Origin of the sequence: Bacillus paramycoides (assembly GCF_001884235.1) — a bacterium.
GTDB classification, from domain to species: Bacteria; Bacillota; Bacilli; order Bacillales; family Bacillaceae_G; genus Bacillus_A; species Bacillus_A paramycoides.
Genome location: NZ_MAOI01000079.1, coordinates 198578 through 223189 on the forward strand (window position 1 = coordinate 198578; position 24612 = coordinate 223189).

Consider the following 24612-nt stretch of genomic DNA (forward strand, 5'->3'; position numbering starts at 1 on the left):
TTTTATGATGCGGAATAGTAAAGGAAATTATATCGACAACAAACAGTAGAGTGAATAACTGTATACTTTCTTAATAAGGGGAGTAAAGGATATAATTAAAAACAGACGTATTAACAGGTACAATTCATGTCTTCTTACCTCGAATGATTTTAGAAACGGAGACTATATTTAAACAGAAAGAGATTTTTCCACATAAAAAATAATGAGAAATAAAAAACTCGCAGCTTACTAGCTTGCGGGTTTTCATCGTAAATAATTAAAAAATATGGTAAAATTAAGAGGTAACTTATGGTACGGTTGGTTGTTCAATTATCACTTCTCCGAGTAGGAGGGGGGTGATAATACGTGAGTGAAATTGCGTTGCTACTGCAGGGTGGACTGTTTCTCGTTGCATTGTTAACGTTTATTGTCGTTTTAATTGACAAGCTCAAAAAATAACAACCCACCTATGCCTATAGAATGTGGGTTGTTGTGTTTGTACGAAACAAATAGGATAAATGAACAATCCAATCTGCTTAGTTACGTGGACTAGTGTGTAGCCGCACACTAGTCTTTTTTATTTATATACAGTTTTTAATTGTTTTATGTGATTGTATTGTTCTTTTCATACTTATTATAACACAGTGTCTTTTCAACAAGAAAGGAGACCGTATGTTCTTATATGGATTAAATAGAAGGTGTAGTTTCTTTAAATAGCCCATCCATATACTGTTTTAAACTTTCTACATAAAACTCTTGTTTGTCAACATTATTCACTCCGACAATTGGTGATGGAAGATCATATCTCTTTTCTGATAAATGAACGACAATATCAAAAATATCAAATAGACGAATGAAGCAGAATAGGCCATCTTTATCGCTAAGTAAAATAAAGTAATGGTTATCACTCTTTGTATTTAATGTATTCCATAAAGAGCTTTTGCTTAAGTCACGGACAATACTCTTTTCCTTTAACTCCATGAAATCGGCATTCGATAGAATGGTAGAAATATTAATCGCATCTGGATCTTCAAAGTAGCCGTCAATTGTTTGTACAGCGAAAGTATACGCCATTTTTAATACACTCATTTTATACTTACGATTATCTAAAAGTAATTCACGTTGAATAGAACTTGCTACTTTTGTTACACGCTCTTCTTTCCAAATTTCATTATGCAGAGAAATATCGTGCTTTTTACATAGTTTCATAATTAATGCATTGGAATAAAGTATTTCATCACTTACTTCGACAACATCCGTCTCAGCAGCTGCCAGCTCCTCACCATGTTCATTCGTATAGAGAGGGGAGTCGATTTGCTTTTTCATTTGCTCAATCTTATATTGACTTAATTTATGCCTAATTAAAGGACGATCAACATTTGTTGTCATATGTTCATGACAGGAATCACAAATTGAGTTTGTGAAATAATATCCACATAATATCTCTGGGATGACATATTGTTCACTTAGTTCTTTCGTATCTTTTCTGCAAATGATGCATTGTGTCATTTTTATCACCTTTACCTGCAAATTTGTTTGTAATCTCATTGTAGTGTATTTAATGATATTTTGGAATATTGTAAAGGAAAATATTATGTAAAATTCATGTTTATTTTGGTACAATGGAGAGAAGTGCTAGTTTAAAGGAGGACGTTTTTTTGAAATCGAAAGTGCACTTTTGGACATTAGAAGTGCTGATGGTTGTAGGAATCATATTTATTTGCACGAAAATATCGTTTCTATTTCAACCGATTGGTATCTTCATATCAACATTATTTTTCCCAATTTTAATCGCGCTATTTTTATACTTCATATTTAACCCTGTGTTAGTTTTCTTGGAGAATAAAAAAGTACCTAGAAGTTTAGCGATTTTACTGCTGTACCTTTTTATCATTACATTAACTGGAGTTGCTATTGGAGTAGTCGTTCCAACCATCTCACAACAGTTAATGGATTTAGTAAAAAATATGCCGACATACATAAAAGAGGGAAAGGTATACATACAAGATTTATCCCATCACAGGCTATTTGAATGGTTATCTACTCAAAACTACGTTTCCATTGAAGCGATTGAAAAAAATGCGATTGAATACTTAAAGGAAATACCAAATACTATTACGTCGAGTGCAACGGCTTTATTTGGTATTATCACGAACGTTGCATTAGTCATATTTACAGTACCATTCATTTTATTTTATATGTTTAAAGATGGACATGCATTTCCAGGGAAAGCTGTTAGTGTATTACCAGAGTCTTACCGAGAAGAAGGACTTCGTATCATAAAGGAAACGAACGAAACATTATCTGCATATATTCAAGGTCAAGCGCTCGTTTGTTTATTTATCGGTGCTTTTACATTTATCGGTTATTTAATTATCGGTTTACCGTATGCTTTCGTTTTAGGGATTATCGCAGCATTTACAAACATTATTCCAAACTTAGGTCCATTTATCGGAGCAGCACCAGCTGTCATTGTAGGTTTGTTTGTTTCTCCGATGCAAGCTCTGTACGTAATTATCATTGTAACAATTGTACAGCAGTTTGAAAGTAACATCATATCACCGCGTATTATGAGCTCAAAATTAAACATCCATCCATTAACGATTATTATCCTTATTTTAGGGGTAGGTAACTTTGCGGGAATTATCGGGATGATTTTAGCAGTGCCTGTTTATGCGGTAACTAAAACAGTTGTTTCGAACTTAGTGAGATTGTTTAAGACGAAACGGAGTAATCGGAAATAGAATATATTGATAAAGATACACCACTTTTGAAGTGGTGTATCTTTATTTGTAATTTGTTTTTAAAGAGTGTATTAAATGAATATTATTATATATTTTTTATATATCAAATCGAGCAGAAAACTTGCATAAAATGAGCTCAATAAACTATGTGGAATCCCTCTGAACTATCCAAATCATTTCTTTACAGTGCGTAATTAACATCATAATCGACTCCTTTCGTTCTAAAATAATTTCATACAATTATAGGTGAGTGTAGTACTTGCTTCTACGATCACGAATTTCATCTATAATCTGTTTATACTGTTGCTCTTGTTTTATTTCATTTTCAGATATCGTCTCTTTTTGAATCGTAATGGTTAAAAAGAAAAGGTGAAACTTCATACATGAATTCCTCCTTTCGAATAGGAATTACAGGTGACTACAGTAATGACTTTGTCGTTCTTTTACGTTGTCCATAGCCTGTTTAATTTGTCGGTCATGAAGCATATCAGACTCAGATAGCTTATTTTTTTGAATGGTAATCGTTAAATAAAATACTCGAAATTTCATTGGATTTTTGCCCCTTTATAATTTATTTAGTAAAGACGATTGTAATAAGAAGATTGACGCTCTTTCACTTCGTCCATAATGTTTTTAATATGTTGTTCACGTAAAAGTTCATCTTTAGTAAATTTGCGTTTTTGAATGGTGATAGTTAAAAAGAATGCTTTAAATTTCATTAAGATATTACCCCTTTATAATTTATTTAGTAAAGACGATTGTAATAAGAAGATTGACGCTCTTTCACTTCGTCCATAATGTTTTTGATATGTTGTTCACGTAAAAATTCATCTTTTGAAGGTTTACGTTTTTGAATAGTGATAGTTAAAAAGAATGCTTTAAATTTCATTAAGATAATGCCCCTTTAAAATATATTTTTAATACATTTGTGTATAATACGAACTTTTAATGTCCGTTATTTTATCCATAGTTTGTTTTAATTGTTGCTTACGAAAGATTTCAGCTTCAGATATAGTTTTTTTCTGAAGTGCCGCCGTAAAAAAGAAAATATGAAAAGTCATAAACGAATTCCTCCTTTCGAAAAGGAATTACAGGTGATCAAAATAAAGCACTTGGCGCTCCTTTACATCGTTCATAGCTTTTTCAATTTGCTCATTATGAAGAATTTCAGCATTTGAAAGAGTATTTCTTTGAATCGTAATACTTAAAAACAATACGCTAATAGTCATCAAATGTTGCTCCTTTCTTTAAAAAATAATGTAAGAGACCAAAAAATCGCACAAAAAAGCCACAGGAAGATAACGTTCTCCTATGGCTGGGCGTGAAAAAGCCACAGGAAAGCATACGACCTCCTGTGGCGAATTTATGAATTAAAAGAAATAATGTACGATTTTCAATTCTCCATTAGGGTGGTCGAACTTCTATTTAATTGTCCGAAAAACAAAGGCGCAACTAACGCTAAAGTTAATGCATGTAATTGTAATTTCATCATTTCATTCGACCTCCTTTTAGAATATTTTTCTTACGTTAGTAAGTATATACAATTAATGGATAATTGTAAACATAAAAAGTGAAAATTTTTAATTTTGATTAAAATGCGTATATTTTGAAGGGTTTTGAATGTATATATTGTATTACTCGAATTATATATAGAAAGTGGGGGTGTCTAATGAACTATATGAATAAAATAGCAGGTGTTATGCTAACAATTTTTTTATTTGTTACTGCTTGTTCTAACGGAGGGAGAATAAAAGAAATATCAGATATTGGACCAGCGGATTTTAAGAAATATACGTGGACATACGTTGGAAATAATTCCGATGTGTCTGCGATTGTTAACAACTTACCTGGTGGTGAAACAGCTCAAAGTTTAAGCTTGAAAAATGAGAAAATCACGGTGAAATACGGTGAGAAAAAGAACGATAACTTAACAGAAGATATGATTGAGACGTATTGGTTTGACGAAAAGGATACGATGAAAAAGAACTTTCTCTTTAATGCTATCTTGCAATTTTAGTACCAAATGCGAAAGGGTATGAGTTTCAGCTGGAAACTAAGAATTTTACTCTGAAAAGAGAAGAACTCTTGCCCATACTTTATAAAGAATTTAATGATTTTCCGAAAGGTGATCAAATATGGAATAAGGGAATCATAATGAACTTCTTTTACGGTAATCTAGAAAAAATAGTAGCGCTTGTTAATAATAAAGATTTTCGGAAACAATTTTTTGATGAACATCCTATACGGGAAACTAAGTGAGATGGTGGGGGAAAGATGGAGCTTGTTTATAAAATTTCTTATTTCAGAATGTATGATCATTATTTACCAAAGCTAACACAAGTACTAAAGTGTTTAAACGCGGAAGACTTGTGGAAAAGAGAAGGAGAGGCTAATTCAATTGGAGGTATAGTATTACACATCTGCGAACATGTAAAAAGAAATACGATTCGTTACTCGAATCCAAATGTAAATTTTGAAAAGGGGATTGAAGAGTACTTTCCAACGAAGTCATTAAGTGCTGAAATGCTGCTGGAAATTGTAGAAGAAGTATTTCGTGAATGGGGAAACAAGTATATAAAAGCGTGTAAAGGAAGAACCGAAATTGATCTGCATAGCTTATTACATTTAGTCGAGCACACAAGTTATCATTTAGGGCAAGTAGTAGACCGAACGAAATCTTTAAAGCGAGAGAGGTTTAACTTTTGTCAAAATGGCATCAATGAAAAGGATTTGAGAACGAAGGTTGAAAATACGAAAATTTTTGAAAGAGAGTCATTCATTATCGAATGATTCTCTTTATTTTATGAAAATTATGGTAAAAAATAAAATGATGTGATATGGTTAATTACATAAGTAATGAACCTATGAATCTAAGGTGGTGAAATTGTGAAACCAACTCTGGAGCAAAATAAATTAATATATATACAAATTGCAGAAACAATCGAAGCTGATATTTTAAAGGACATATTGCTTGAGGAAGAACAAGTTCCATCTACAAATCAATTTGCAAAGATGCTACAAATTAACCCGGCAACTGCGGCGAAAGGGGTAAATCTATTAGTGGATGAGGGCATTTTATTTAAAAAGAGAGGGATTGGAATGTTTGTTGCAAGTGGTGCGAAGGAAGTCGTATTAAAGAAGCGGCAAAATACTTTTATGACAGAGTATTTACCTAAAGTATGGGAAGAAGCGAAAGTATTAGAAATCTCTAAAGAAGAATTAATGGATATGATTCAAAAAATTACAAAGGAGGCGAAAGAGGAATGATTGCACTTGAAACGAAAAAATTGTCCAAAAAATATAAAAAGAAACTAGCTGTAAATGAAGTAACAATTTCATTGGAAGAGCATAAAATATATGGTTTGCTTGGAAGAAACGGAGCAGGGAAAACTACATTATTAAACATACTCGCAGGGCAGATTATTTCAAGTGGTGGCAGTGTATCTGTATTTGGTGAAAATATTTTTGAAAATAGTAATGCGATGCAAAATATTTGTTTTGTAAAGGTGAAAGAAGAAGCTCATTTAAGTTATAAAGTAAAAGAGATTTTTGAACTATGTAACATGTTTTATAAAAATTGGGATCAGAAGTATGCTGAAGAACTTGCGGGGAAATTTCAGCTTAATACGAAAGAGAAATATCATAAATTATCGCACGGTATGCAAACAGTTGTAGGAATTATTCAAGGACTAGCAAGCAGGGCGCCTATTACTATTTTTGATGAACCAACTACCGGTTTGGACGCGGCACATCGGGAATTATTTTATAGTTTACTTTTGGAAGACTACGGAGAGCATCCTCGAACAATTATTTTATCAACACACTTAGTAGAAGAAATTGTCCATGTTATTGAAGATGTGATCATATTAAAAGACGGAGCATTAATAGTTCAATCATCAGTAGAGAATTTGTTACAACAAGGCCATACGATTTCAGGTCAAAAAGATAGAGTGGATGAGTTTTTAATTGATAAAAAAGTTGTTAATCGAGAAGTTTATGGAAATAAAGGGATTGCAGTTATATGGGAAGAACTTTCTACTGAAGATTATCATTCTATTGAAAATACAGGCTTAATAGTTGATGAAATCACATTACAAAAACTATTTATTCATATAACGGGTGGTGAAGTGAAATGACGATGTTAATGAAGCAATTAAAGTTACATATCAATTTTCATTATAAAGCGATTTTAATATTTTGGATTGTGGCGTTTCTAATAAAAGGAACAACAAATGCAGTAGATTTAAGGGGAATAAAAGAAGGGTTTTTACAACATATTTTAAATAACCCTTCGATTGCAAGTATATTTTTTATAGTAGTAAGCACCTTTATTATACAGGATGATGTATTTCGTTTAGCTGTTTCGTTCGGAGTAACGAGATTACAGTTTTTCATTGGATCAGTTTGCTATATTATATTACAAGCAGCATTATTCTCATTCCTTCAAGTGTTTCTTTTACAGAATACATTGTATAGTACTGTAAATTCCAGTTTAGGAGAAAACTCAGTACAACAGTTCATTGTCCAATTATTATTGTATGTTACAATATCATGTTTCTTTCAAGTAGCAGTAGTTATTAAACAACGATTTAAGTGGATTGGCCTTATGATTGGTGGAACATTTTTTTTATCAGCAAATAGTGCGCTTTATGGAGAAGTAGGAATACAAAGTTTAATTTCTATAACTAATCTATCTTTAATAAACATCCCATATTTTACTGTCATTTCAATTGGATTAATTGTCGTTTATATTATGACTAGTGGTATATTCATTCGTAAAGTGTCATTTGAACAAATGGTTTAAAGCATTATTAGATAAATATTTTAGGAGAGAAGGTAAAGAAAATGGGAGATACTTCTTCACTAATAACAGTCTTTTTATGCGTGGCATTGCTAATTTTTTGGCGTCGTTACCGCTCTATGTATAAACCGATAAAGGGAACAGGAAAACGTATTTTGTGGCCATTACTATTTTTAACACCGGGTATTTTATTGCTTTTTGGTCCAGTACATCCAGCTATATTACAGGTGGGTATAGCGATATTCATTGGTGCTCTTTTCGCTATACCACTTATAGTTCTAACAAATTATGAGCGAAGAGATGATGGGAATATTTATACGAAAAAAAGTGCAGCTTTTTTAATTACTTTTATTGCGCTGGTTGTTTTGAGATATGGTTCAAGACAATATATTGTTGATCTAGATCAACAAACGATTGGTTTATTATTTTACGTCGTTGCAGTATCGTATATCATTCCGTGGAGAATTGCCTGTTATATAAAATTTAGAAAAGTTTGGCGTGGGAATAGTAATCATGCTATATAAAAATAAAAGCTTCTCATTTGAGAAGTTTTTTTTATATGCAAGTGAAATAATTTGTTGAAGTGCAAGGTACCATGCAATATGATAAATATAAAAAAATGATGGAGAGTGAAGGAGATAAAAATGCGGACAATTTTACTTTTTTTAAATAACATGCCCATTGATGAAATAGAGAGTATGAGAGAAAAGCATGATCCTTTATTCGGATTAATCCGACCACATATAACAATTGTATTTCCCTTTGAAAGTGCGATTTCAAATGATGAACTGAAATCGCATATTTTAAATTTATCCAAAGAAATTCGGCCAATTGAAATTGAGTTTGCTAGCCGAATAAGCAGCGAGAGAGAGTTTTTGTTTTTGGAAGTGGAAAGAGGGAAAGAGCAAATAGAAGAACTGCATGCTAGTTTGTATACAGGCTCTTTACTACAATTTTTAAGAACGGATATTCCATACATACCACATGTAACAGTCGGAAGAAAAAGTAGCGCGGAGTTAGCTGTTGAAATAGCGAAGGAGATTCCTATTTTTCATGAGAGGTTGAACTGTGTAATCGATAGAATTAGTGTGGAACGAATTGGAGAATCGTTTATTGAATTTGAAGTGTCTCTATAAAAATAGAAAGCTGGCAAAAGCCAGCTTTTTTAATTTGTAACATAGCGTAAAGCACCAATTGCACCACTATAACCATCATCTTGTAAAAAGACTGGTATTTTGTTTTGATATTCTGTATAGCTACTTATAATGTTTTGAAGGTGTACGTTATTACATAAGGTAGATCCAATGTAAACGATATGGTCAATGTTTTTCGCTTCGGCGAATTGAAGGCTTAATGCTGTGACAACTTCACCGACAAGTCCTTGAACGGTAGCTAGTATATCTGAGCTACTATAATTTGAGTCTGTAATGGCCGCTTTTCCGAAATTGCTAGCAGTTAAGCTATTATCGATAGGAGAGAGAATACCACCATAAATATCTCCAACTGAAATATCTAGACTTTTTCTTGAACCTATTTTCGTAAGAGGAATTACGTCTTCAAAATGATCTGAATTTGTTAATAGCTTTGAAAGGCCCATAATTGTACCGCCGCCAACTCCAGTTCCACCGGCGCGAACATATTCTTTGTCATCAACGTAGTGAATGGAAGTACCTGTCCCGATATTTGTTAAAACAAAATTGTTAATAGAATGATTTTCTTCGTTTAGGATATAGCGCACACCTGTAAGCGTTGCAACGAATTCATTTAATGTTACTATCTCGTATGAATTTGAAAGCAGTTTTTGTAGTTGTTCACCTTTCCCACCTGTAATACATAATTTCGTAATTAATTTATTATTATTGAGCCAATCTATAATTTTATCTTGTTCATGAGAATAAAATTTTTCAAAAGCTAATTTGTTCATTTCGTTAAAGTAAGCAATCTTTGTTAATGTTCCTCCAGCATCGATACCGACAGTACTCTCCATTTTCCTACCCCTAACTATGTAGTCTGTTTAATCAGCTTGGTATATTAATAGCTTTTCAATTGTAACGATTGATTGACCATTTACAGATGCAATTCCTTTACCGAGAATAAAACCTCGTCGGTTACGTGTTAGCCCATAATGTAAGTCAAGTTTATCACCAGGATATGCTTTTTCATGGAACTCAACTCCATCTAATGAGGAGAGAAAACCTAATCCATCAGATTCACTTGTGCTTACAAATGCACTAAGTTGGGCAAGTGCTTCTACAATTAACATATGAGGCATGTAGTTTTGATTTTCATTAATAAACCACTCGTTATGTGTAATTAGCTTGTATCCTGTAGCTGATTGAGATTCCTTAACGCTTGTAATTTTATCGATCATTAAAAATGGATAGCGATGGGGAAGAGTATCTTTAATTTTCATACCGTACCTCCAGTTAATAATAATACCCCTGCAAAAGTTAAGCAGGGGGAGTTGTAATTAATTTTTAACTAATTCATCTACTTTTTCAAGAGAGAAAATACCGCTATTTTTAATATTTTCAACGACTTGCTGTAAGACGGCTTTATCTTGAACAAGTGCAATACGCACAAATCCTTCACCGTGAGGACCAAATGCATGACCTGGTGTGACAACGACATTTGCACGATCCATTAAAGCATAAGCGAATTCTAGAGAAGTCCATCCTTTCGGAATTTCAGCCCAGACGAACATACTGCCAGCTGGTTTGTCGACATCCCAACCGAAAGTTCGGAATCCATCAACTAAAGTATCTCTACGTTCTTGGTAAATGCCACGGTTTTTCTCACAAAACTCAGTGCCGTGTCGTAATGCAGCGGAGGCAGCTTTTTGAATTGGTAAAAACACACCGTAATCTGTATTAGATTTAAATTGTGTAAGTGCACCGACAATTTCTTCATTGCCAATCATATAGCCAATACGGCTACCAGCTAAACTATAACTTTTAGATAAAGAATTAATTTCAACGCCAACTTCTTTTGCACCAGGGACAGATAAGAAGCTTATTGGCTTTTTACCATCGAAATAAAATTCAGCATAAGCAAAATCATGTACGACTATAATTTGATGTTTTTTTGCAAACGCGATAACTTCTTTAAAGAAATCTTCATGAGCCATTGCTGGAACAGGGTTCCCTGGGAAGTTTAATATCATCATCTTCGCTTTTTCAGCAATCTCTTCAGGAATATCTTGTAAGTTAGGTAAGAAGTCATTTTCTTTTTTTAACGGCATGTAGTAAGATGTTGCACCGGCCATTTGAATTCCAGTTTCATAGGCAGTATAACCAGGGTCTGGAACTAAAATTATATCTCCAGGGTTTGCGTAAACCATAGGTAAATGTACAAGTCCATCTTGCGAGCCCATTAGTAATAAAACTTCTCGATCAGAATTTAATATAACATTATGAGTATTATTATAATATTCAGTTACAGCTTCGTGGAATTCTTGAATACCTGATAACGTATATCCGTAACTTTCTTTTGCACTTGCTGTATGTACCATGGCTTCTCTTACGAAATCAGCAGGAGGCATGTCAGGATTCCCGATACTTAAATCGATCATTTTATGACCTGCTGCAATTTTCTCTTTTTTATAAGCTCCTAATTCACTAAATATAGAAGATTGGAATGCTTTCATTCTAGTTGCTAATGTGTAAGTCATCAAAACCCCTCCTAAAAACTGTGCTTTCTTTCTGCATTTTTAACTATTCTGAAAACACATGTTTACATTTTATCATTTTTTTAAGAAAATTAAAACGATTGACAAATTAAGAGGAGGGATGTTTGGAATACATGTCATACTTCACAAGTCATTTATTCTTTCAATTTTTTTGAAAGGGATGTCTAAATGATAGACAGGCTAACTCGATAATCTATCACATTTTTTATTCCATATTATTTAGGAAGTTTTGTAATTCTTGTTAATAAAATCTCGCAAGTTTTGAATAAAAAAGAATACGAATACGATGCCTAATATACCGCTAATCCAATAGTATGAGTTACCTGTAGTGTATTTTTCATAAAATGAAAGAGCGTTCCATATGATAAGGGTTACTGAACAAATTGTTGATATAATTAAAGAACTTAAGCTTCTCAAAACAAGCATCTCACAGTGATTTAATTTATTGTATAATTTTACATTCAAATTAAAGAATTTAAAAGAGAAATATATTTCTAGAGGAAGTCGTCTAAAGTGAAATAACGCAGAAAATACATTCTGCGCTTTTGTAGTATTTGGAAGTTGTTAAATTCTAGTAGTTAATCATTTAATTTTTTATATGTACACATTTTCTCAGCATTCATAAAGTATACATTTAATTTACTATCGACAACTTTTATAGATTGATCCGATGTAAACGAGTTACCATAATCAATGTGATACACGTTAGAGTTTTTTACAAACGATCCTTTATATAAATCCTCTTTTTTATTCGTTGTATGCATTTCTACTAAGTTTTGAACAATTTTTTCTTTCTTTTCTTCTTTTACAACTGTTTCAAATTTATAATACGTAGGGCATTCACCATTCTTATTATCAACGACTTCCCAAGAACCAAATATATCATTATTACTACATCCACTTAGTAAAACGACTAGTATAGGGACAATAAGTAGATACTTTTTCATTTTGTGCTCCTTTCTTATTAGTATTTATAAACGTGCGAATACAATAGGAATATTGTAATGAATAAAGTTTAAATTTTTATAAAGAATTAATAAATTTTACATGAAAATATTGTCTTTGTTTGAAAGGAAAGGCATAAAAAAAGACATGGGCCCAGTAAAAAGCCAGATCCATGCCAAATAACTATTTAAGTAAATTATATGTCTAATCTATTTTAAATCAACACTATGCTTTTTTAATAATGAATGTGGAGGAAAGAAGAATTGCTATTCCATTTAGAATGTAAATACCTGCAATACTAAAGGATAGGTTAGCTGCGCCAAATCCAACTTTATTGAATATAGAAGCCAATGCTGTAGTAGTAAGAAAGACAGTGGGAGTTAACAGTAAAAATACGAAACCGGCAACAATTCTTCTTTTAACGCTATGTTGAGATAGGGAAATGGCTAAAAAGTTAATTACGCTAAACATAATTATAACAAAAAGAAAGATCATTAATAACTGTACGCAGGCAGTCATTTCCAAAACTCCTTTTTTAGATAATCTTTCCAATACTGTATTCGAAAGTAGGAAGGAATAATCCTTTAAATATTTACAGTGAACATAGTAATCAGGTTTTGTTCATATAAAACAAAGAGGCATGGATCAGTATAATACTAGATCCATGCCCAAGATGTTTATGTTATAATTTCGCAGATTGTGATGATTGTTTTTCAAATTGTTTCTGCTTAGATAGGGAAATAAAAATAATTAACAATGAAATGGCTCCAAAAATTAGAACCATATACTGTAATCCAATCGTATCTAAGAAGAAGCCTGTGCCGAGTAAGACAATTTGGAACATAACTCTTTCAAACATATTACGGAATGAGAAGAGACGCCCATGATAGCTTTTTTCCACTTTCGTTTGGAAAATTGTCGACATAATAGGGAAGAAGCAGCCAACACTAAATCCAAACAAACCAAATGAGGCAAGAGCCATCCATTTTATATCGCTAAAGAACAAGGACAGATGTGCAAAAGCGGTACAAAATGCGAAGAAATATAGTAATTTTTCAGGCTTGAAATGATCAGATAAACGTTTAATTACGAATGCACCTAACATAAACGCTACACCTTCAATTGTATATATGAATCCTTTAATTGTTGGATCATGTTGCATTTCGCTAATGTTAATAACCATTAAATTGAATCCAGCTATAAATAAAAGAGGGATAATACTTAATATAAGTGCTTTAAAAGCAATAGGGATTCCTTTTAAAATACGAAATACTTCCATAAAACTATTATCTTTAGCAGATTGTTTGCTTAATGTAGCTGTTTTTTTATCTTCAAATTGTAGGAAGAAAGTTGAGAGGAATAATAAAGCGTATGCTGCCATTGAGAAGGCATACATATACTGTAAACTCATTACAACTAAAAGAATTCCACCTAGTGAAGTACCTGCAATACGAGCGATTGTACCGATATTCATATGTACACCGTTCATTTGTAATAGCTCATGCTCACTAACGATGAGTGGGATTACAGATTGTAATGCAGGGAAATAAAATGCTGCTGAAATTTGAAGTACAATCATAAAAGCAATCATAAAGGCGATACTTTCATATTGAATAGCGAAAAACATGAAAATAACACTAATAACACGACCAAATCCAGCGTAAAGAAGAACTTTCTTTTTTTCATACTGATCAATTACTCGGCCAGCCATTGGACCAACTAGAACGCCAGCTAACAGTCCGATAAATAATATAATTGATTTCATGAAATCAGAAGGGACATATTTTTGCATAAATTCAAGGTTACCAAGAATACCAAGCCATAAACCGAGACCAGCAATGAACTCCCCAATTAATACGATCCAAACATTTTTATTACGCCACATAATTAAAAACCTCGCAGTCTTTTATAATTAAAAAATCGTATATAAAACCTCCTTATGTATTCGTTATTTTTTAACGTGTTTTTTAGAGTCAGAGTCTATATTACGTGTTTCATTAGTGGATTTCAATCTTTTTGATTTGTAAAAAATTTGCTTTATTAAGTACTGAAATAAGCAATTCACAATGTAAAAAAACTTATGATTAAATACCAATTGATAGTAAAGATAAGCATAGAAAAAATAAAAAAAGCAAGAACGTATATACTACGTCTCGCTTTTTTTTTATGCAAAATTAAACAATACATTCACTTAGCGACACTTATGATCTTGTCCAATAGCTAAACCGCTAAAAGATAAAGGGCCAACAACGTCTGCTCTTGCAGCACTTGTTAGATTTTCTACAGTTAATGAATATTTGTGAGTCCCGCGGCTAACATCTTGATCTATAGCTTGAAATGTTTGAGCGTAGAATTGCTCAGAATCTGTAGATTCAATCCCAACTTGTGTGTTGAAAATTTCAGTGTCGTCACGGAAAATTCTAAATAATATTTGTGATATACCCGTTATACCTTCAACTCCAACTGTAGCAATTAATTCTACTCGATTATTACGAGAATCTCTTTTTGAAATTTTTAATTTAATTTTTGCTAGAATTGCTTTTTTTGGAGAATGGGGAATTGTAAAAGTTGTTTCACCAGTTTTATTTATAGGCTGAGTTGCTTGGTAATCAATAATATGAGTCATTTTCGTCACCTCCTCATATACTAAAATATGAAGGTAACAAAGAATTAGCTTGGATATATATAATAAGATTTTAAGAGAATTGAGAAATAATGTTGAATGTAGGTAGATAATATAAAAGCATCAAAAATGAATCACAATTATGTGAGTTATTTCTTGATGCTTTTCATACTTTAGGCAGAATATTCTTCTTTACGTACTTCGAAGAATTCATTACGGCGTAAGTAATTAAAAATTTTCTCCGAAACCTTTTCTTCTTGAGAGACTAAGAAACGATGATCAAAAGCATAGAAAGATTGACCTTTAATTAATTTTACGTAGTATATTTTACACGCCTCCTCTAAGTTAGGATTTTTAATTGCTTTATATTATGATGACCTATCTGGTTGTTAATAATACTTAAAGTTTCAAAGGGTAGAAGTATAAATTTAAAAATACATTGAAATAGCTTACAAACTTGTAATATTCATGTCACCTTTTCCGATAGTTAAAATAAACCAATATCTTCTATACTACAAATAGGTTACAAAAAACAAGGGGGTAGTAAGATGGATGAAGTAATTGGAGAAGTTGTAGCAGGGATTTGTGAATTTGTAGTTGAAGTTACCGCAGATGCTATAGGGAACTTAATGTCGGGAAATGAAGAAGAAAAAGAAACACTATAAAAAGATTTGTCAAAAATTTAAATACTACTAGTGTGTAAAAGCTGATTTCTAATGGAAATCAGCTTTTATATTTTTACATTACATTAACTTAATTTAAATATTAAACTGTTATGATGTTTATGAAACCAATAAAGGAGCTGATCAATATGTGTATGCCAAATTCTGGATTTTATGTATCTGTTTCCTGTTTGATTGTAGCGACTAAAGATGAAAAGGAGTATCATTTTATTGTTCGAGAACATCCAATCGCTGGGAAGTTTATCTCGTTATTAGAAAATGGAAAAGAGTATGGTTTATTAGATAAACAAACAGTTAATAAGGATAAATTTCTTAGATTGGAACTTGTTAAGTTAGGACATATAAAGAAAGCAGTGTTTGAAGGTTCAGCAGAATGGATATGGGTTGGTATGAATCAATTTGGAATGTATGCAAGATTGGCAACTAATAATGAAGTTGAAATTTTTGTGGATTTGCAAGAGAATATTCATCATTTAGAAGAATGTGAATGGGCCCTTTTGTAAAGGCGTTTTATGAGGTTGTGGGATAATTTCTCACAGCCTTTTTTATTTTCTCTTAAAAATCTAAGTCATCAATCACTCTAATACTACGATTTGTATACAAGAATTACGTTATGAGTATGTAACAAATATGTTTAAAAGAGGATTTGAAAATATGTAAAGAGAACTTATTAATTAAATGAATCGTATATGTAAATAACAATAGAAAGAAGATGATAAAAATGAGTAAAGAAGAGCTTGTGAAACAACAATTTGGTAGTAATGCAGAAAAGTATGTGAAAAGTAAAATTCATGCAAATGGACCGGATTTACAATATGTAGTTCAGCAAGTTAAAACTCGTCATAATACGCGTCTTCTTGATATTGCTACTGGTGGGGGACATGTTGCAAATTTGCTAGCCCCTATGTTTAAAGAGGTAGTCGCTCTTGATTTAACAGAAAAAATGTTAGAAAAAGCAAAAGGTTTTATAGAGGGGAACGGGCATGAAAATGTGTCTTTTGTAGCAGGAAATGCAGAGAGTTTACCATTTGCAGATGAATCCTTTGATACAATTACATGTCGAATTGCAGCACATCACTTTGTTGACCCTTTGCAATTTATTTTTGAAGTAAACCGAACATTGGAAGATAATGGATTATTTATATTAATTGATAATGTTTCACCAGAAAATAATGAATTTGATACATTTTATAACTTTATCGAAAAGAAGCGAGATCCGAGCCATGAACGAGCTTTGAAAAAGACGGAATGGATTACTTTATTAGAAAAACATGGTTTGCAAATGCAGTCATGTCTTACTTTTGACAAAAAGTTCGATTTTGACTGGTGGTGCGATATGATGGATGTGCCAGTGCAAAAGCGCGTAAAGCTAACAGAGTGTATGATGAAAACATCAAATGAAATGCAGGAATTCTTTAAAATCCAGTTTGAAAATAATAAAATAGAATCGTTTTATACTGAAATGGCACTGTTCGTATGTAAAAAAAGTTCAACATTAAAAAGATAAATTTCTTGCAGTCCTTCCGAAGTACGATATACTTAGTACAGAGAAAATGAGAATTGAGGAATAGTAACAATGATTCGTGTACGTATTGAGGGAACTGAGGAAGAGATGCTTGAATTTTTGGAGAAAATGCCTGACATTCCTGGATTTGAAAAAACACATATGAGAGAACCGAGAAAAGGGAATAATCCAAAATATGATTCAAGCAAAAGTGTACTAGCATATTTATCTTATAAGAAGATTGAAGTCGCCAATAAATAGGCGGCTTTTTTAATTATCTCCGTTTCACCCCCTTGTCTTTTTCGCATAATAATGATAGTAGATTATGCTGGAGAGGGGGAAGGAAATTTAATAAAAGAAATAATTTTTTTCGGAGATTTTGGTATTGATGATGCGGTAGCGTTAATTTATGCGAATAAAACATGCAAATTAGACATTATAGGTATCGTTACAGAGTATGGTAATGTGTCACGGGAAATTGTTATGGAAAATGTTTATGCTGCAGAAGTGAAGATAATTGAAGGTGCTAGTAGACTGATGTGACAGCAGAAGAACCTTTATTTTTCCCTGAAATTCATGGTGATCACGGTTTAGGTCCAATTATTCCACTGAAAATGTGAATTTGTGACAGAGAAATTTTTTGTGAATTGATTAAATTAATTGAGCCTTGTCCAGAAGATATTATTATTGTGGCGACGGGACGATTAACAACACTTGCAACATTATTTTTATTGTACCTCAATTTAATGAATCGAGTATGTTCTTATTCTATAATGGGCGGTGCTTTTCTATTTCCGGGTAATGTTACAGCAGTATCGGAAGCTAAATTTAATGGAGGTCCCATTGCGGCGAATATCGTTATGAAAAATACAAAGAATGCTACTATATACCCTTTAAATGTAACGCAACGAGCTCTTATTACCCCTGAAATGATTGATATTATTAATAAAGAATGTACAGGGCAGGCGAAACGTATTAAACCAGTGATTGATTTTTATTACGAGAACTTTTACAAAAAAGAATATCCAGGTATTAGAGGGAGTCCGATTCACGATTTACTTCCGTTCATTTCATTTATAACTGATGATATTTTTGAATGAAAAAAATCATCAGTTTGGATTAGTACGCTAAATGATGTAACAAGAGGTCAAAGTGTTGCGGTTGATTTTAATTATCAAGCATTTCAAGACGAATTTATGAGAACAATATTGAAGCCAGATTGTCCTTAGTAAGTTGAGCATACATGTATGATTTTTAACTCACGAATAACTTACGAAAAATGTAACATAACTAATGGTAAGCAATTGTTTCTGATTATAATTTTATTGGTCAAAAATAAAGGAGGTTATTATATGATTTGGTCTTTAATTGTCGGTGGTATTTTAGGATGGTTTGCAAGTTTAATTACAGGAAAAGATGTACCGGGCGGTGTTATTGGAAATATTATTGCGGGTATTGTCGGTTCTTGGCTTGGTACGTTATTACTTGGTAAATTTGGACCTGTTATAGGCGGGTATGCGATTGTTCCGGCCTTAATAGGTGCGATTATTTTAATTTTTATCGTAAGCTTTATATTCCGTGCAATGCGGAAATGAGTTCAGGGGGCTGTTTACATTTGTAAGCAGTCCTTTTTATATGTTATGCTACTGTTATACAATCAGGAGGTGTCAGCATTGAAAACATTTACAGTAAATTTTCATCAAGAGGATAATGCAAAGGCAACAACAGTACATAAATTAAGTGAAGAGGACTTCGATAAAGCAACAGAAAAAGGTACTCGTCATCTATTTGATTTAGATACAAACGTTGGTTTCTTCGTATTCTTTGATGCAGAAGATGCAGAAGGAAACGACCAATACTTAATGTTACAATATGAAGGAGATCATGAAGAACCAAGTGCTTGCTACGGATTTGATTTGAAATTGTTCTATCAATTTTTAGCATTATACTTAAATGATCTTGAATTCCAAGGTGAAACAAATGAAGAAGAGGAAGAGTATGGTCCAATTCATCACTTAGCGCACTTACTTTACCATATTGTTGAAGACGGTAAATCTATCGAAGTGTAAAAATACATATTTATAATATAAAACCAGCAGGGAATGATTATACACTTCCTGTTGGTTTTTTGTATTTACAGAATCCTTTTTGGCTACTCATTAAAGCTATAGAAGGAGGATTGTAACAAGTAAGGAGAGAAGGTGTATGCATACAAGGAGATGAATAAAATGATTAATAATACAATTCCAAGTTTTTTTCAGCTTTTTGACAACAATCATATAGGATTGAACGACTTAAACAATTATTATGATAAACACCCAGAAGCATTCGAAGAGTATTTTAAGTTTCACTGTCCGAAAACGGAAGAACGTCTTTCTAATGCGATTGACAAGTATCCAGTAAAACTAGAAGACATTCTTATCATTTCGGAAACTTTACCATCTATTATTCAAGAAGTAATTGAGCGCTATCGTGCTCAATTTGGCTTTGAAGTAAATGTAACATTTCATTTATTTGTTGGTGGATTTGGTTCCAATGCATTTGTGGAAAGGGAAATTATTGGAGATATATTTTTTGCGGCAGAGAAATTATCTTCTGAAAGGGAGCATCTCCGTGTTATCGTTGCTCATGAGATCGGACATATATATCATAATGTGGTGTTACAAGAGAATAGGATGGATTGGACAAAGGCTGAATGGACTGATCCGGCGGTAAGTTTATATCGTGAAGGGGTCGCGACCTATTTATCACAACAAATAGTTAAAGGTTTACGTGAGTCCGTTTACTATTCATATAGTAGTGATGGTGATCCATCGTTACAATGTTATAAAGAAAACGAAAAGCACATTAAGAAACGTTTTTTACAAGATTATGTTAAAGGATGGACAGATGAAAAAGAGAAAGAATGGTTCCGTCTATCAGGAGGGAACCATTTTGGATACAATCGCCTCGGTTATTTTTTAGGAACATCGTATATGGAGTATATTGTGCATACTCTCGGGGAAAGCGAAGCACTTACTTTTTGGAGCAAAAATAATTTGAATGAGAGTGTAATGGAATGGTTACAAAAGTGAATATGTTGAAGTGGGAGGCTGAAAATGATGAAAGTATATATGAAAGTACTTATATTTTTCCTGATTTTAACGTGTGTAATGGCATTAACGGCTTGTAAGAGTACAGAGGAAAAGAAACAAACAAATCCAACATCGGAAAATAGTACGGAAGAAAAGAACGATACGCCGGAAACGAGTAAAAAGAATGAGGACACCGCTTCGAAAAAAGAGAAAGAACCTGTGGAAAAACCAAAAGGCCAAGATTCAGCAAAACCGTCAACAGATTCTAATTCGAAAAATACAGCACTTAATCAAAAATTAATAAATCATATTAATGATTTATTTGAACAAGCGAAAGAAGGTAAAGTTCCTAATGTTCCATATGCAGCGCATACAGGTGATATAGAAGAAATAGAGAAGGCATGGGGGAAAGCAGATAAGACTGAATCGGCAGGGAACGGGATGTATGCGACTTTTACAAATAAAAATGTTGTGTTTGGATTTAATAAAGGATCACAAGTCTTTGACGTTCGCTCTTATCATTCAGAACTCAAATCGATTACGTTACAAGAAATTGAAAAGGCTTTAGGAAAACCAGCATCTGTTAAAGTAAACGGTAATGACAAAATATACGTCTATAAAGTAAATAATCAGTTCGAGTTGAAATTTGTTATTCCGAAATCGACTGGTAAAGTAGATCATATTTCTGTATTTTCACCGGAAGATAGTATTAATAAAATGGCAGGTTAAATGAAAGAGCCGTTCCTATAGGGACAGCTCTTTTACTTTGTTCCTTTCTAACGATTGAACAAAAAATGCTTGAATGATGCCACCGATTATTAATAGGAAGGCGCAAATATAAAATAGTGTACTGCCGTTTAAGTTACTTAATAACAATGCTCCTATTAGAGGGCCACAAGTTCTTGAAATATCCCAATGTATACCGTATATAGAAAAGTACAATCCACGTCTATGACTTGGAGCCATTTGTGCAACGAATCGTAGTAAATGATTTAAAGCGATACTTTCTCCAATTACTAAAAAGAGTAATGTAAAGAATAATGACCATATTGTTGTGGAATAACCGTAGCCAATCGCAGCGATAGTAAAGCAAGTATAAGAAATAACAATGATTTTAGGCATAGTAAATTTTTCAGACCATTTCACAAGGAAAATTTGGAGAAGCACTTCCATGACAGCTTTACAGGTTGAGATAAATACGAGTACGAATAGAAAATTTGGAAATACACTTTCGGCGAATATACGATAATTTGATTCTGTTTGAGCGTAGAAAAAACTAATAGGTAGCGTAGAAACCATAAGTCCAAACACAGCGTAATGTTTCGAAATAAAATGTTTTGGTGAATACACGTCTTTAGTTTTATTAACGCTTTTTATGAGGGGAGCTGTTTCAGGAAGCTGTGTCCATACGAGCACGGCATACAGAGTAAGAGTCACTCCTTGTGCAATAAATAAGTACTCAGGATGACTATTATAGAAAAAAGCGCCGATTAATGGGCCAATTACAGAGCCGATTGCTCCCATCGTTTGCAAAACAGCAAATATTTCTGCCTGTTGTTTTTCCTTTGTTAAGTCAGCGATTTGAGCGCGCTGTGCCGGAATATACAAAGAGCGGCCAATACCATTTAAGACGTACAATAAGGCGAAAAAGGCGACTGATTCAGCAAAAACGAATCCGTTTACGGCGAAAGCTTGTAAAAGTAATCCAAGTAACATGATTTTCTTTCGTCCGAATTTATCTGTTACACCTCCAGCGATTAATGTAAACACAATGTCAGCGAGTGGCTGTAATCCGAAAAGAAGCATCGTAACTATGACATTACCATTTAAAGCTTTATTAACATGAACAATAAAAATGATAGCCAACATTGATTCAGTCGTCCGAATTAATAATTCACCTAACAATCGAATGAGAATGGGCTTATTATAACGTTTTATAAGTTGATGCATTTCTATTTCCTCCTTTCTATATTGAAATGATAAGATGGAAGATAGAAATGAAAAAGGGTAGAATGAAAGAGGAAGATTTTTCATCTTTTAGGGGGCGTTTTATGACTATTTTGGAGCAATATATGAACCTATGGCTCCAGTATGGAAAAGGGAGATCAGAGGGCGAGAAATTAGAAATGACAATACAAAATATATCTGAAACATTATTTTGTACAGAGAGAAATAGTAAACTAATTATAAAAAAATTAGAAGAATTAAATTGGATATTATGGTTTCCGGGCCGCGGAAGAGGGAATCGTTCGAAGTTATCCTTTCAAAAGCATCCACTTTCTTTAATTTTGGAAAGAGGAAAAGAAATAACGAAACAAGGAGACGTAAAAAGTGGAATCGCATTTATTGAGCGATATAGCTCGTATTTCCCATCACTTCTAACGCAATTTCAAACTTGGATTGATTCGATATTTGGTTATCAAGTTGAAAGGACATCACAGGGGAGAAGAGATGTACTACGTTTGCAAGTTCAAATGAATCTAGACATTGCATTAGATCCTGTATACGCCACGATGCGTTCGGAATGTCATATGGTAAAACATATATACGACACGTTAGTGTATGTAGACGGAAATACAAACAGTGTAGAACCAAGACTTGCGTTTTATTGGGAATATGATGATCAGAAACATATTTGGACCTTTTACTTACGAAAAGGCGTTCAATTTCATAATAGAAAAGAACTAACCGCTCATGATGTTGAACATACATTTAAGCGATTTATGAGAGCGAAAAATAACCCGCATGCTTGGATGTTACAGCACGTTGAAAGTTTACATATTCTAGATGACTCCATTGTGCAGGTTCGTTTATCTACTGATAACAAGTTGTTTTTACATGCTTTAAGTGCAGAACAATGTTCTATTGTAAGTGAAGATGAAGATGGGAAGTTACTCGGTACTGGACCGTTTCGGTTATGTGAAAATAATGAGGATGTATTCGTATTAGAAGCAAATGATTTTTATTTTCGCGAGCGACCATTTCTCGATCGAATTGAATTATGGAATGTAGAGAGCAGAGTGAATACGTACGATATATTAGCGAAAGCACGTTATAAAAATATAGAAAAGCATTATAAAGAACTATCTAGACTTGAGTCGAATGTAACATATGTTACGTTAAATACTGCAAAAGAGGGACCTATACAAGATACGCAGTTCCGGAAAGCTTTATATAATATTATCCATGGCAAGGAGATTATTGAAGAATTACAAGGAGCGCGCGGCGAAATAGCAGAAGAATTAGTACTAACAAAGAGCGGTACAATACATACAAATGAGGATATACATAGACTTATTAAAGATAGTTCATACCGTAATGAAACGCTACGTCTATATACATTTACAGGACAAGATCATGTTGAAGACTCAAATTGGATACAAAAAGAATGTACGAAATACGGAATTAAAATTGATATTGAGTTTCTTGAAACAGAAGAGTTGTTGCAAATAAGTACGATACAAAAGGCTGATATTATGCATGATAGCGCGACAATTAGCGAGCGTATTGAAGAGAGTTTACTATATATGTTTCTTACAAAAAATAGCTTTATTCATCAGCATAGCAATATAAACTTTAACGAAGTATTGCAGCCTTATTTTATAGAGAATCAATTAGATAAACGGGTGACACTGTTACGTGATATTGAGGACACATTGTTACGTCAAATGCATATCATTCCTTTATATCGTAACAAACAGCAAGTAAGTTCACATGAAAAAATACAAAATATAATAATTAATTCACAAGGTTGGATTGATTTTTATGAAATATGGTTTAAACCTTGATTTATAAAGGTTCTTACGCATTTTTTATGAGATGTGTAAGAGCCTTTTTTGTATGTAAGACAGGTTTGTTTTACACATTGTTACGCTACCTGTGATAAAAGTCTATTTACGGCGTAACAGTGTTATGTTACATTGTTATTAGGAAGGAGTGACATACAGTTGAGTACAGATTTAATTTCAAAAAAAGATTTATTAGAACTAACTGGTATTTCATACGGACAGTTATATAGGTGGAAGAGAAAAAATTTAATACCGGAAGATTGGTTTGTAAGGAAATCAACGTTCACAGGTCAGGAAACATTTTTTCCAAAAGAAAAGATATTAGAACGTATTGATAAAATCCAAACGATGAAAGAGGAATTATCACTTGATGAATTGGCAAATATGTTCTCACCGAGCGTAACAGAGGTTCTTTTAACGAAGGATGATGTCGTACGTAAGGGCATTGCTTCAGAGCCAGTTTTACAATTTTTCATTGAGAAAACGAACAAAGTAGCAGATTTTCAATTTGTAGATATTCTTTATGTATATATGTTAGAAGAACTTCTTCAATCAGGAGATATTAGCTTAGAAGAAGGGAAAATGGTCTTACAAGTTTTACGTGAAAATTATGAAACGATTAAGCATAAAAATTGTGATTTAGTTATCATTCGGAAGTTAGGGATTTCTACATGCTTCTTAGTATCAAACGTGGAAGACTTAATTTTTGAAAAAGGAACAAAGATTGTTTTACGTGTTGCAATTATGAATTATACAGAAGCATTAAAAACAAAACTGTTGTAG

The 24612-nt window shown here is 32.8% G+C and carries 34 protein-coding genes and 2 pseudogenes; 19 read left to right on the top strand and 17 right to left on the bottom strand.

The annotated features are described in order from the left end of the window. Positions 1-345: 345 nt before the first annotated feature. On the top strand, positions 346-438 hold the full coding sequence (locus BAU28_RS30965; RefSeq protein WP_001289319.1) for a putative holin-like toxin: 93 nt from the start codon (positions 346-348) through the stop codon (positions 436-438). A 228-nt stretch (positions 439-666) separates the two neighbouring features. Here the strand turns inward: BAU28_RS30965 and BAU28_RS17040 are convergent, their stop codons facing one another. Then, positions 667-1488: an HNH endonuclease gene (locus BAU28_RS17040; RefSeq protein WP_071719269.1), complete on the bottom strand. Its 822-nt coding sequence runs from the start codon at positions 1486-1488 to the stop codon at positions 667-669. Between the two features lie 149 nt (positions 1489-1637). Here BAU28_RS17040 and BAU28_RS17045 point away from each other — a divergent pair, with 149 nt between their 5' ends. Next, entirely contained in the window at positions 1638-2723 is a 1086-nt protein-coding gene (locus BAU28_RS17045; protein ID WP_002172385.1) for an AI-2E family transporter, read from the top strand. Between the two features lie 240 nt (positions 2724-2963). On the opposite strand, the gene BAU28_RS17050 is transcribed toward BAU28_RS17045, so the two are convergent. From BAU28_RS17050 to BAU28_RS17075, 6 genes are read right to left on the bottom strand one after another with little or no spacing between them, the layout of a single operon-like run. Further along, positions 2964-3104 carry a YrzI family small protein gene (locus BAU28_RS17050; RefSeq protein WP_002172384.1) on the bottom strand — a complete coding sequence of 47 codons (141 nt, stop codon included), beginning with the start codon at positions 3102-3104 and terminating at the stop codon, positions 2964-2966. Between the two features lie 27 nt (positions 3105-3131). Continuing rightward, complete coding sequence (locus tag BAU28_RS17055; protein ID WP_002172383.1) at positions 3132-3272, bottom strand: YrzI family small protein; 141 nt, start codon at positions 3270-3272, stop codon at positions 3132-3134. Positions 3273-3298: 26 nt separating this feature from the next. Continuing rightward, complete coding sequence (locus BAU28_RS17060; protein ID WP_025150864.1) at positions 3299-3442, bottom strand: YrzI family small protein; 144 nt, start codon at positions 3440-3442, stop codon at positions 3299-3301. Between the two features lie 26 nt (positions 3443-3468). Beyond that, positions 3469-3612 carry a YrzI family small protein gene (locus BAU28_RS17065; RefSeq protein ID WP_002172381.1) on the bottom strand — a complete coding sequence of 48 codons (144 nt, stop codon included), beginning with the start codon at positions 3610-3612 and terminating at the stop codon, positions 3469-3471. Between the two features lie 28 nt (positions 3613-3640). Further along, the gene (locus BAU28_RS17070) at positions 3641-3784 is read right to left on the bottom strand and encodes a YrzI family small protein (RefSeq protein WP_025150865.1); all 144 of its coding nucleotides are present in this window, start codon (positions 3782-3784) and stop codon (positions 3641-3643) included. 27 nt (positions 3785-3811) lie between these two features. Next, the gene (locus BAU28_RS17075; RefSeq protein WP_002172379.1) at positions 3812-3952 is read right to left on the bottom strand and encodes a YrzI family small protein; all 141 of its coding nucleotides are present in this window, start codon (positions 3950-3952) and stop codon (positions 3812-3814) included. A 440-nt stretch (positions 3953-4392) separates the two neighbouring features. On the opposite strand from BAU28_RS17075, the pseudogene BAU28_RS17080 reads away from it, so the two are divergent. From BAU28_RS17080 to BAU28_RS17110, 7 genes and pseudogenes are all read left to right on the top strand, one after another. Continuing rightward, positions 4393-4982 (top strand): annotated as a pseudogene (locus BAU28_RS17080) (DUF4825 domain-containing protein). A gap of 15 nt (positions 4983-4997) precedes the next feature. Continuing rightward, positions 4998-5513, top strand: coding sequence for a DinB family protein (locus BAU28_RS17085; protein WP_071719270.1), 516 nt, complete (start codon positions 4998-5000; stop codon positions 5511-5513). 96 nt (positions 5514-5609) lie between these two features. After that, complete coding sequence (locus BAU28_RS17090) at positions 5610-5990, top strand: GntR family transcriptional regulator (protein ID WP_025150867.1); 381 nt, start codon at positions 5610-5612, stop codon at positions 5988-5990. Further along, positions 5987-6859, top strand: coding sequence for an ATP-binding cassette domain-containing protein (locus BAU28_RS17095; RefSeq protein ID WP_071719271.1), 873 nt, complete (start codon positions 5987-5989; stop codon positions 6857-6859). Before BAU28_RS17090 ends, BAU28_RS17095 begins: the two co-directional genes overlap by 4 nt. Beyond that, positions 6856-7527, top strand: coding sequence for a DUF4052 family protein (locus BAU28_RS17100; protein WP_048371140.1), 672 nt, complete (start codon positions 6856-6858; stop codon positions 7525-7527). The genes BAU28_RS17095 and BAU28_RS17100 overlap by 4 nt, the downstream gene beginning before the upstream one ends. A gap of 41 nt (positions 7528-7568) precedes the next feature. Beyond that, a complete protein-coding gene (locus BAU28_RS17105) occupies positions 7569-8048 on the top strand; it encodes a CcdC family protein (protein ID WP_071719272.1) in 480 nt (159 codons plus the stop codon). A 120-nt stretch (positions 8049-8168) separates the two neighbouring features. Then, the gene (locus BAU28_RS17110; protein WP_071719273.1) at positions 8169-8660 is read left to right on the top strand and encodes a 2'-5' RNA ligase family protein; all 492 of its coding nucleotides are present in this window, start codon (positions 8169-8171) and stop codon (positions 8658-8660) included. Between the two features lie 29 nt (positions 8661-8689). Here the strand turns inward: BAU28_RS17110 and coaW are convergent, their stop codons facing one another. The 9 genes from coaW to BAU28_RS17155 form a co-directional block, all read right to left on the bottom strand. After that, entirely contained in the window at positions 8690-9511 is an 822-nt protein-coding gene (gene coaW / locus BAU28_RS17115; protein WP_071719274.1) for a type II pantothenate kinase, read from the bottom strand. A 27-nt stretch (positions 9512-9538) separates the two neighbouring features. Next, positions 9539-9937: a 3-hydroxyacyl-ACP dehydratase FabZ family protein gene (locus BAU28_RS17120; RefSeq protein WP_071719275.1), complete on the bottom strand. Its 399-nt coding sequence runs from the start codon at positions 9935-9937 to the stop codon at positions 9539-9541. 57 nt (positions 9938-9994) lie between these two features. Continuing rightward, positions 9995-11194, bottom strand: a complete 1200-nt coding sequence (locus tag BAU28_RS17125) for an LL-diaminopimelate aminotransferase (RefSeq protein ID WP_071719276.1) — start codon at positions 11192-11194, stop codon at positions 9995-9997. 237 nt (positions 11195-11431) lie between these two features. Further along, positions 11432-11629, bottom strand: a complete 198-nt coding sequence (locus BAU28_RS30970; RefSeq protein ID WP_071719277.1) for a hypothetical protein — start codon at positions 11627-11629, stop codon at positions 11432-11434. 161 nt (positions 11630-11790) lie between these two features. Continuing rightward, positions 11791-12159 carry a hypothetical protein gene (locus BAU28_RS17135; protein ID WP_071719278.1) on the bottom strand — a complete coding sequence of 123 codons (369 nt, stop codon included), beginning with the start codon at positions 12157-12159 and terminating at the stop codon, positions 11791-11793. A gap of 223 nt (positions 12160-12382) precedes the next feature. Then, positions 12383-12676 (bottom strand): hypothetical protein, encoded by a 294-nt coding sequence (locus BAU28_RS17140; protein WP_071719279.1) that lies wholly within the window; start codon positions 12674-12676, stop codon positions 12383-12385. 163 nt (positions 12677-12839) lie between these two features. Further along, a complete protein-coding gene (locus BAU28_RS17145; protein WP_071719280.1) occupies positions 12840-14042 on the bottom strand; it encodes an MFS transporter in 1203 nt (400 codons plus the stop codon). Between the two features lie 306 nt (positions 14043-14348). Continuing rightward, a complete protein-coding gene (gene exsC / locus BAU28_RS17150) occupies positions 14349-14783 on the bottom strand; it encodes an exosporium protein ExsC (RefSeq protein WP_071719281.1) in 435 nt (144 codons plus the stop codon). A gap of 170 nt (positions 14784-14953) precedes the next feature. Then, positions 14954-15106, bottom strand: a complete 153-nt coding sequence (locus tag BAU28_RS17155) for a YqbF domain-containing protein (RefSeq protein ID WP_071719564.1) — start codon at positions 15104-15106, stop codon at positions 14954-14956. Between the two features lie 491 nt (positions 15107-15597). On the opposite strand from BAU28_RS17155, the gene BAU28_RS17165 reads away from it, so the two are divergent. The 8 genes and pseudogenes from BAU28_RS17165 (at position 15598) to BAU28_RS17200 (ending at position 20770) form a co-directional block, all read left to right on the top strand. Then, positions 15598-15966, top strand: coding sequence for a hypothetical protein (locus tag BAU28_RS17165; protein WP_071719565.1), 369 nt, complete (start codon positions 15598-15600; stop codon positions 15964-15966). A gap of 218 nt (positions 15967-16184) precedes the next feature. Then, entirely contained in the window at positions 16185-16970 is a 786-nt protein-coding gene (locus BAU28_RS17170; protein WP_048371119.1) for a class I SAM-dependent methyltransferase, read from the top strand. Positions 16971-17039: 69 nt separating this feature from the next. After that, positions 17040-17228 carry a DUF3970 family protein gene (locus tag BAU28_RS17175; RefSeq protein WP_002013371.1) on the top strand — a complete coding sequence of 63 codons (189 nt, stop codon included), beginning with the start codon at positions 17040-17042 and terminating at the stop codon, positions 17226-17228. A 51-nt stretch (positions 17229-17279) separates the two neighbouring features. Then, positions 17280-18196 (top strand): annotated as a pseudogene (locus BAU28_RS17180) (nucleoside hydrolase). Between the two features lie 123 nt (positions 18197-18319). After that, positions 18320-18562 (top strand): GlsB/YeaQ/YmgE family stress response membrane protein, encoded by a 243-nt coding sequence (locus BAU28_RS17185; RefSeq protein WP_002172362.1) that lies wholly within the window; start codon positions 18320-18322, stop codon positions 18560-18562. A 78-nt stretch (positions 18563-18640) separates the two neighbouring features. After that, positions 18641-19036: a hypothetical protein gene (locus BAU28_RS17190; RefSeq protein WP_002172361.1), complete on the top strand. Its 396-nt coding sequence runs from the start codon at positions 18641-18643 to the stop codon at positions 19034-19036. Positions 19037-19195: 159 nt separating this feature from the next. Then, positions 19196-20041 carry a DUF5700 domain-containing putative Zn-dependent protease gene (locus tag BAU28_RS17195; RefSeq protein WP_083594780.1) on the top strand — a complete coding sequence of 282 codons (846 nt, stop codon included), beginning with the start codon at positions 19196-19198 and terminating at the stop codon, positions 20039-20041. 24 nt (positions 20042-20065) lie between these two features. Further along, positions 20066-20770, top strand: a complete 705-nt coding sequence (locus tag BAU28_RS17200; RefSeq protein ID WP_048371114.1) for a YjgB family protein — start codon at positions 20066-20068, stop codon at positions 20768-20770. 15 nt (positions 20771-20785) lie between these two features. Here the strand turns inward: BAU28_RS17200 and BAU28_RS17205 are convergent, their stop codons facing one another. Further along, positions 20786-21991, bottom strand: a complete 1206-nt coding sequence (locus BAU28_RS17205; protein WP_071719283.1) for an MDR family MFS transporter — start codon at positions 21989-21991, stop codon at positions 20786-20788. 62 nt (positions 21992-22053) lie between these two features. On the opposite strand from BAU28_RS17205, the gene BAU28_RS17210 reads away from it, so the two are divergent. Beyond that, positions 22054-23829: an ABC transporter substrate-binding protein gene (locus BAU28_RS17210; RefSeq protein ID WP_083594811.1), complete on the top strand. Its 1776-nt coding sequence runs from the start codon at positions 22054-22056 to the stop codon at positions 23827-23829. 159 nt (positions 23830-23988) lie between these two features. Beyond that, positions 23989-24612, top strand: a complete 624-nt coding sequence (locus BAU28_RS17215) for a YhbD family protein (protein ID WP_071719285.1) — start codon at positions 23989-23991, stop codon at positions 24610-24612.